The organism is Burkholderia sp. BCC0419 (assembly GCF_902830285.1).
Classification (GTDB): Bacteria; Pseudomonadota; Gammaproteobacteria; order Burkholderiales; family Burkholderiaceae; genus Burkholderia.
On sequence record NZ_CADESR010000005.1, the window covers coordinates 350,575 to 356,725 of the forward strand.

At 64.8% G+C, this 6,151-nt stretch carries 7 protein-coding genes and 1 pseudogene; 3 read left to right on the forward strand and 5 right to left on the reverse strand.

From position 1 onward, the window contains the following. Positions 1-391: 391 nt before the first annotated feature. The 3 genes from HWW87_RS25400 to HWW87_RS25410 form a co-directional block, all read right to left on the reverse strand. Complete coding sequence (locus tag HWW87_RS25400; RefSeq protein ID WP_244107331.1) at positions 392-970, reverse strand: M35 family metallo-endopeptidase; 579 nt, start codon at positions 968-970, stop codon at positions 392-394. Between the two features lie 303 nt (positions 971-1,273). Further along, the gene (locus tag HWW87_RS25405; RefSeq protein WP_175822599.1) at positions 1,274-1,903 is read right to left on the reverse strand and encodes a type VI secretion system amidase effector protein Tae4; all 630 of its coding nucleotides are present in this window, start codon (positions 1,901-1,903) and stop codon (positions 1,274-1,276) included. Next, positions 1,885-2,490, reverse strand: coding sequence for a hypothetical protein (locus HWW87_RS25410; protein ID WP_244107332.1), 606 nt, complete (start codon positions 2,488-2,490; stop codon positions 1,885-1,887). Before HWW87_RS25410 ends, HWW87_RS25405 begins: the two co-directional genes overlap by 19 nt. A gap of 490 nt (positions 2,491-2,980) precedes the next feature. On the opposite strand from HWW87_RS25410, the gene HWW87_RS25415 reads away from it, so the two are divergent. The 3 genes from HWW87_RS25415 to HWW87_RS25425 all read left to right on the forward strand — a co-directional run bounded on the left by HWW87_RS25415 (position 2,981) and on the right by HWW87_RS25425 (position 5,148). Beyond that, on the forward strand, positions 2,981-3,901 hold the full coding sequence (locus HWW87_RS25415) for a biotin--[acetyl-CoA-carboxylase] ligase (protein ID WP_175822600.1): 921 nt from the start codon (positions 2,981-2,983) through the stop codon (positions 3,899-3,901). Continuing rightward, positions 3,898-4,698, forward strand: coding sequence for a type III pantothenate kinase (locus HWW87_RS25420; RefSeq protein WP_175822601.1), 801 nt, complete (start codon positions 3,898-3,900; stop codon positions 4,696-4,698). Before HWW87_RS25415 ends, HWW87_RS25420 begins: the two co-directional genes overlap by 4 nt. 207 nt (positions 4,699-4,905) lie before the next feature. Next, positions 4,906-5,148 (forward strand): hypothetical protein, encoded by a 243-nt coding sequence (locus HWW87_RS25425; RefSeq protein WP_059575981.1) that lies wholly within the window; start codon positions 4,906-4,908, stop codon positions 5,146-5,148. Between the two features lie 16 nt (positions 5,149-5,164). Here HWW87_RS25425 and rfaE2 read toward each other — a convergent pair whose 3' ends face one another. Both rfaE2 and HWW87_RS25435 read right to left on the reverse strand, forming a co-directional pair. Beyond that, complete coding sequence (gene rfaE2, locus HWW87_RS25430; RefSeq protein WP_012329309.1) at positions 5,165-5,650, reverse strand: D-glycero-beta-D-manno-heptose 1-phosphate adenylyltransferase; 486 nt, start codon at positions 5,648-5,650, stop codon at positions 5,165-5,167. A 150-nt stretch (positions 5,651-5,800) separates the two neighbouring features. Next, positions 5,801-6,151 (reverse strand): annotated as a pseudogene (locus HWW87_RS25435) (ferritin-like domain-containing protein); the annotation flags it as partial.

Consider the following 6,151-nt stretch of genomic DNA (forward strand, 5'->3'; position numbering starts at 1 on the left):
CGGACTCTCGCAAGCTTCCGATGAGCACGCTGGAATGAACTCTATCTCTAGCTGATTGCGTTCAGTCGAGGGGACAGCGGAGTTGCTTCGCCAGATTTTAGGCTCCATATGAATTCGGTCTTTTGATACGCCGAGATCGAGCAGATATGCTCGGACAGCATGCGCCCGAGTACGGGCGATCGCAATTGCGTCACGTTCGCGCTCATCTGCATATCCGTAGATCACGACGGGACCATTGTTGGCCGCACTGTTCCGAACAGTCACCAACAAGCTGGCGAGCGCGATCCGGTCAGAATTCGAAATGGCCATGACGCCGTGGTCGAGCTTACTTGCGTATTGCAAGGAAAAGCTGCATGCAAACACGACGCCTGAAGCACAAAGCCCCGCAAGGCTAATCGATGCACAAGATATACCACGCAATATTGTCCGCATTCCTGATCGCCATTGCCGGGGCCTCTTTGGCGAGCCGCCTGCTGAGAAATTGTCCATAGGTGTTCTTGTAGTCAACCGCTCCGAATGTATCCCGAAAATGCACGCACTCGTGAACAATGGTCAGTTGCATCGAGGAAAACGTACCTGCACTCGTATCCGGAAGCTCACAGAACTTCGGGGAAATCGATATCGTGTGCGTGGCGGTATCAGGGCCGCAAACGTGCGCAACTTCGCCGTCTAGATTTTTGGTATTTGGCATACAGCCGAGAGCCCGATCAAGGTCGGGATCGGAGCGAACGAAATTCCTTGCCGCCAATCCATTCATGACTGATATCAAGGCCACCAATCCATTCGTCAGCGCACCGCGAGTGGGCTCGTCGGCGATCCCGAACCACTCTCTGACTCTTGCCCGCGCAGGCTCTCTCCAGACATCGAGTTCGTCAATTCGCTGCGTGATTATTTTTACGGCCTCGTCGCGCAACGACCGGTGAAAGATCGTCCATTCATCACATACGCCACTTAAGCAGACGGGAAACATAGGGCTCAAGGTAGAACAGGCCCGCGAGTAGGGTTCCAGCGCCGAGCATGGCACTCCACCTCTTGCATGACCAGCGCCTATAAGCCAGTACATTGACGATGCAGAAAAACAAGGCAGGCCCCAGCAAGTACGCAAAAAACAATACTCCCTGCCACCATGAGGTCGGGCACTTGTCGATCTCGTAACAACCGCGAGCCGGTGTGCCTGCAAGTTTCGGCCAACTGATATGGCTGTATACGAAGAGGTAAAACCAAGTTAACAGCAAACCGCCAAGCGCCCCCGAGAGCGCAATCGCAAACCGCTTCACTTGATCTCCCAAAACAAGACTGAATTCGATCTTCCGAGATCGGAATAGCTGAGACTTGGGAGGACATTCGCACCTTGCCGAAACGACACCATCCCGATATATCGCCCTATCGTCGACGCGGCGCCCCAGAAGCCATTCATCGTCATTCGAGAGCCATTCCAGAGATCAATGTGCCCACCGCTCGCATTCAATTCCGACTCGCCGGCACGCGCCCAGTAACCATCGAACATCACAATACCTGTACGCCCCTTTATTTTCGCCTCCCAGTCCGCTCCGGTAATCACCTCCGCCTTTCCGATACCGGCAAATGGCTGCAGGTTGAGCCACGAGCCGAGTTCATTGGCACGCGTGGCCGTTGCCTTTCCATTCAGCAGAATTCGCCCAATACTACGTTGACCGCCGAGCGGCCTGACGAGCCTCGACGAGAATGACTTCATGTCGACACCAACGCGGTGCAAGGCGACACTTATACGAATAGCGCACTGATTCGTATAAGCCGGATCGTCGTGTGGATTCCCGGATGGATGAGCATCCCACAACGATTTGAACGTCACCGCCTGAAGCTGTACTACCTTGGTGGATCGAGGGATCGTATTCGCTCTCACCGTTATCGGTCTGTTGGGCATGGCGTCCAGTCCGGATGAGCAAGCGCATCTTCGCCCCAATAGATCGTGTAACTGCCAGCGGGCTCGGTACCGATGCGTGGCAGTTGGTCATTCGTACCGACACGCCCTGCATACGTGCGTCCGTCGGTCATTTCGATCAAATAGGGATAGCTCTGCGGCAACGTCGTGCCGATGCCAACACGTACCTGTTCGTCGTAATCGAGCGTGATATCCGCTCGCGCCGTGGCAACCGGCGCTTCGTCCTCAGGCGTTGGAGTGCGTCTATTCTCCATAAGCTCAGTCGCCTCATGCGAAGTCAGGATCATCCGCATGCCCCGCTCGGCATGGAACACAGGCGGCGGACTGCACCCGCATGCATTGATATCCCCACTCAACGCCCATCCCTGACCATTCGGCCCCCTGCCGGGCAAGCGCGGCCCCTTCGGCGCGACAAACCCCACCTGCTCGCAAGCCGTACAGTAGGTTTTCATGTAGAGCGTGGCGATCTGCACACGCGGCGGCGGATCGGAACACGTGACGCATTCCAGTCCCTCGGTGATCGTCGCGCTACCGCCCCGATCGCCCTTGGCGAGGAAATAGCGGATCATGCGGCGTCACCTCGGCTCATCGCGCCCGAGCAACGCTCATCCGCGAAAGTACCGGGCGCCGCCCATCCGACGGCGGTCGACCTGCCAGCGGCATACCGGCCGCCGCTAGCCATCAACCGGCCGACAACAGCCAACGAAGACGCGAGTAACCATTGCTTGCCACCATTCATCCGGATTCCCTCTCGTCGCGCTCAGCGCAAATCTCGTCGCACCAAAATGCACGATCGGCACAAGGAAATCCATCATACGAATTCGAAATCCCGATCAATCGATATCGGTCGACGATGTTTCGTCAATCGATCAACCGGAATGTCGGAACGGTATTTCTTCCTGCTCGCGTGCCCATGACTACCTGAATGCAACTTCTCTCGATTCACCACGAGCACATTCGCGCGAAGCGTCGCACATCAATCGGCCCCTGCCGCCCGAGGAAATGACCGCCGCCCCGCTTGCCGACGCGCCAACGCCCCCTGTCGCTACAATAGGCGCCATGAACGCCCCCACCTCCTCCGACACGCCCGAATCCGGCGACGCGCACATCGCGCGCAACCGGCTCGAGGCGCACCTGGACGCCGCGCCGCGCGCGTGGCCGCTCGACATCGTCGCCGCCACCGGCTCGACCAACGCCGACGTCGCAACGCGGCTCAAGGCGCTGCCGCGCAGCGCGAACGCGTTGCCCGCGCCGCTCGTGCGCGTCGCGTTCGAGCAGACGGCCGGCCGCGGCCGGCAGGGCCGCCCCTGGTTCGCACAACCCGGCAATGCGCTGCTGTGCTCGGTCGGCTGCATCGTGCCGCGCGCCATCGATGCGCTCGGCGGCCTCAGCATCGCGATCGGCGTCGCGCTCGCCGAAGGGCTGGCCACGCTGCCGCTCGACGCCCGCATGCGCGTCGCGCTCAAATGGCCGAACGACCTGCTGCTGACGACCGACGACGACGGCACGCCGCGCATCGTCGGCAAGCTCGCCGGGATCCTGATCGAAACCGTCTGGACCACCGCCGACGCCACCGCCGTCGTGATCGGCTTCGGCATCAACGTGCGCGGCGCGGAAGCCGTCGCCGCGCAGGTCGACGCGCTGCGCGCGCGCGAAGCGACGCTCGCGAGCGGGCTGCCGCCCGCCGCGCTGTCGATCGCGTGCGCGTCGGCGAACCTCACCGATACGCTCGCCGCGTCGCTGAACGCGCTCACGCCCGCGCTCGCGCAATTCGGCGCCGACGGCCTCGCGCCGTTCCTGCCGCGCTGGCACGCGCTGCACGCGTACGCGGGCCGCGAAGTCGTGCTGCTCGAACAGGGCGTCGAACGCGTGCGCGGCATCGCGACGGGCATCGATGCGACCGGCCAGTTGCTGCTCGATACACCGAACGGCGTGCAGACGATCGCGGCCGGCGACGTGTCGCTGCGCGAAGCGCAATGAACGAGCCGCACCTGCTGATCGACGCCGGCAACAGCCGGATCAAGTGGGCGCTCGCCGACGCGCGGCGCACGCTCGTCGACACGGGCGCGTTCGGCCACACGCGCGACGGCGGCGCCGATCCCGACTGGTCGCATCTGCCGCGTCCGCGCGGCGCGTGGATCTCGAACGTCGCGGGCGCCGACGTGGCCGCACGGATCGACGCGCTGCTCGACGCGCGCTGGCCGGGCCTGCCGCGCACGACGATCCGCTCGCGGCCCGCGCAATGCGGTGTGACGAACGGCTATACGACGCCCGAACAACTCGGCAGCGACCGCTGGGCCGGCCTGATCGGCGCGCACGCGGCGTTTCCGGGCGAGCATCTGCTGATCGCGACGTTCGGCACCGCGACGACGCTCGAGGCACTGCGCGCGGACGGCCGCTTCACGGGCGGGCTGATCGCGCCTGGCTGGGCGCTGATGATGCGCGCACTCGGCACGCACACCGCGCAGTTGCCGACGCTGACCACCGATATCGCCAGCGGCCTGCTCGCGGGCGCACAGGCCGAACCGTTCCAGATCGATACGCCGCGCTCGCTGTCGGCCGGCTGCCTGTACGCACAGGCTGGCCTGATCGAACGCGCGTGGCGCGATCTCGTCGAAGCGTGGCAGGCGCCCGTGCGGCTCGTGCTGGCAGGCGGCGCGGCGGACGACGTCGCGCGTGCGCTGACGGTCGCGCATACGCGGCACGACGCGCTGATCCTGTCCGGGCTCGCGCTGATCGCAGCGGACCCGGCCGGCCCGGCAACGGCGCCGGATTGACGCAAAGGCGCCGGCATCGCGCCGGCGCGTGGCGATGCCGGCCGGAGCGGGCCCAAGCGGGCCCGCATCACGCCGACGATGCAATACGCGCGGTGCCGCGCCAGCGGCCCGCACGAACGGTCGACGGAAGCCATGAAAAAAGCCGGCCATGCGGCCGGCTCGAGTGAATGACGTGAATCACGTCGATGACGACAAGGAGTTTCGACGATGCTGCGCTGGCTGATCGCTGTTCTCTTTCTCGCCAACATGCTCGCGTTCGTGGTGGCGCGCGGCGTGTTCGGGCCGCTGCCGGCGGCCGGCCCGCGCGAACCCGGCGTGCTGTCGCGGCAGGTACGGCCCGACGCGCTGCGCGTGACACCGCTCATGCGGGCGACCGACCAGCCCGTCGTCGGCGGCCCGATCGCGGCGCCGGCCGTCACGACCGCACCGCTCGCGGCGTCCGCCCCGTGACGGCGCCGCGTCGCGCTCAGGACTGTTGCGCGCGCACCTTCTTCAGCAACGCAGTGGTCGAGCGGTCGTGCTCGAACGGAATCGCCAGCGCCCGGCCGCCCCAGCCGCGCACGAGCGCCGATTCCGGCAGCGCGTCCATGTCGTAATCGCCGCCCTTCACGAGGATGTCCGGACGGACGGCCTCGATCAGCGACACGGGCGTCTTTTCCCCGAACGTCACGACCCAGTCGACGCTTTCCAGCGCCGCCAGCAGTGCCGCGCGATCCTCTTCGCGGTTGATCGGCCGGTCGTCGCCCTTGCCGAGCATGCGCACCGACGCATCGCTGTTCACGCCGACGATCAGGCAGGCGCCGAGCGCTTTCGCATCGGCGAGATACGTGACGTGACCGCGATGCAGGATGTCGAACACGCCGTTGGTGAACACGACGGGCGACGGCAGCGACGCGCGCAGCGCGACGAGGGCATCACGGGTGATCAGCTTGCGTTCGAAGGTGGCGGACATGATGGAGATCGGACGGAATGAACAGCGGCGCGCGCGACGGCGGCACCCGATAAAAAGCCCGCCGGACCGGCCGGGCGGGCTTCATGCAACGAACGCGACACGGTGCCGCGGGCCGGGCGCGACTCGCGCCGCCGCCGGCACCTGCCGGCCTCAGGCCGGCTGCGCGGCCGACGACGGGCCGCTTTCGGCCTGCAGGCGGCCGGTGACTTCCTTGCGGTAGCGGTTCAGCTCCTGCGCGGTCGCGAACGTGCGCTCGAACAGGATCGACAGGTTGTGCAGGATTCGCTCGACGACCTTCTTCTCCCACTCGCCGTCGAAACGGATCTGCTCGTCGAGCCAGCGCTCGAGCCATTCCGGATCGGGCAGGCGCGACTGCACGGTGTCGCGCGGGAACAGCGCCTGGTTCACATGCAGGTTGGTCGGGTGCAGCGGCTTCTCGGTACGGCGCGCCGACGCCATCAGCACGCCGATCTTCGCGAATGCGGCGCGTGCGACGTCGCC